Below are 655 nucleotides of genomic sequence, written 5' to 3'. Positions count from 1 at the left end.
AAGCGTCACAGCTCCGGTCACCGGCGCACCACTGGTCATCACCTTGGCCAACGGTCAAAGCATCACCATTCCGGTTAACGCCTCGAGTGGCTCGGTCGACTTCATCGCACCGAACAACGTGCTCAACACCAACACGCCGTTGACCAACAGCATCACCGGCGTCACCGGCGGCAACTACGAGCACCTGGAAACTGCTGGTACTCCGACCACCGTCGTCACCGATGATCCAGCTCGCCTCGACACCACTGGCCTGACCTTGTCCGCCACCGGTTCAGTGCAGGAAGGCGGCAACATCGTCTACACCGCCAAGCTGACCAACCCAGCTGGCACTGAAATGAAGATCACCTTGAGCAACGGTGAAACCATCACCATTGCCAAGGACGCCACCGAAGGTTCCGTGACCCTCGCAGCGCCAAAAGACACCGTGTACGTGGATGCCGGCAGCGTCAGCGTGACTATCACCGGCACCACTGGTGGTGACTTCGAGCACCTTGAGGTCAGCCCAACTGCCGCCGTGACTGCGGTTACCGACAGCATCGACACCAGTACTGTGACTCTGACTGCTACTGCTAGCGCGGTTGAAGGCGGCGTCGTCACCTACACCGCTTCGGTAACAGCCCCAGTAACCGGCGCACCACTGGTCATCACCCTGGCC

At 60.5% G+C, this 655-nt stretch carries 1 protein-coding gene; it reads left to right on the top strand.

Going from position 1 to position 655, the window contains the following annotated elements; genetic code table 11:
* Positions 1-655, top strand: a 655-nt coding sequence (locus DM374_RS32690) for an immunoglobulin-like domain-containing protein (RefSeq protein WP_177431652.1), incomplete at both ends; no start/stop codon positions are given.

It is taken from the genome of Pseudomonas huaxiensis (assembly GCF_003231275.1).
Classification (GTDB): domain Bacteria; phylum Pseudomonadota; class Gammaproteobacteria; order Pseudomonadales; family Pseudomonadaceae; genus Aquipseudomonas; species Aquipseudomonas huaxiensis.
The sequence above is the reverse complement of the archived record's forward strand: the minus strand, read 5'-3'. Positions and strand labels throughout refer to the sequence as shown.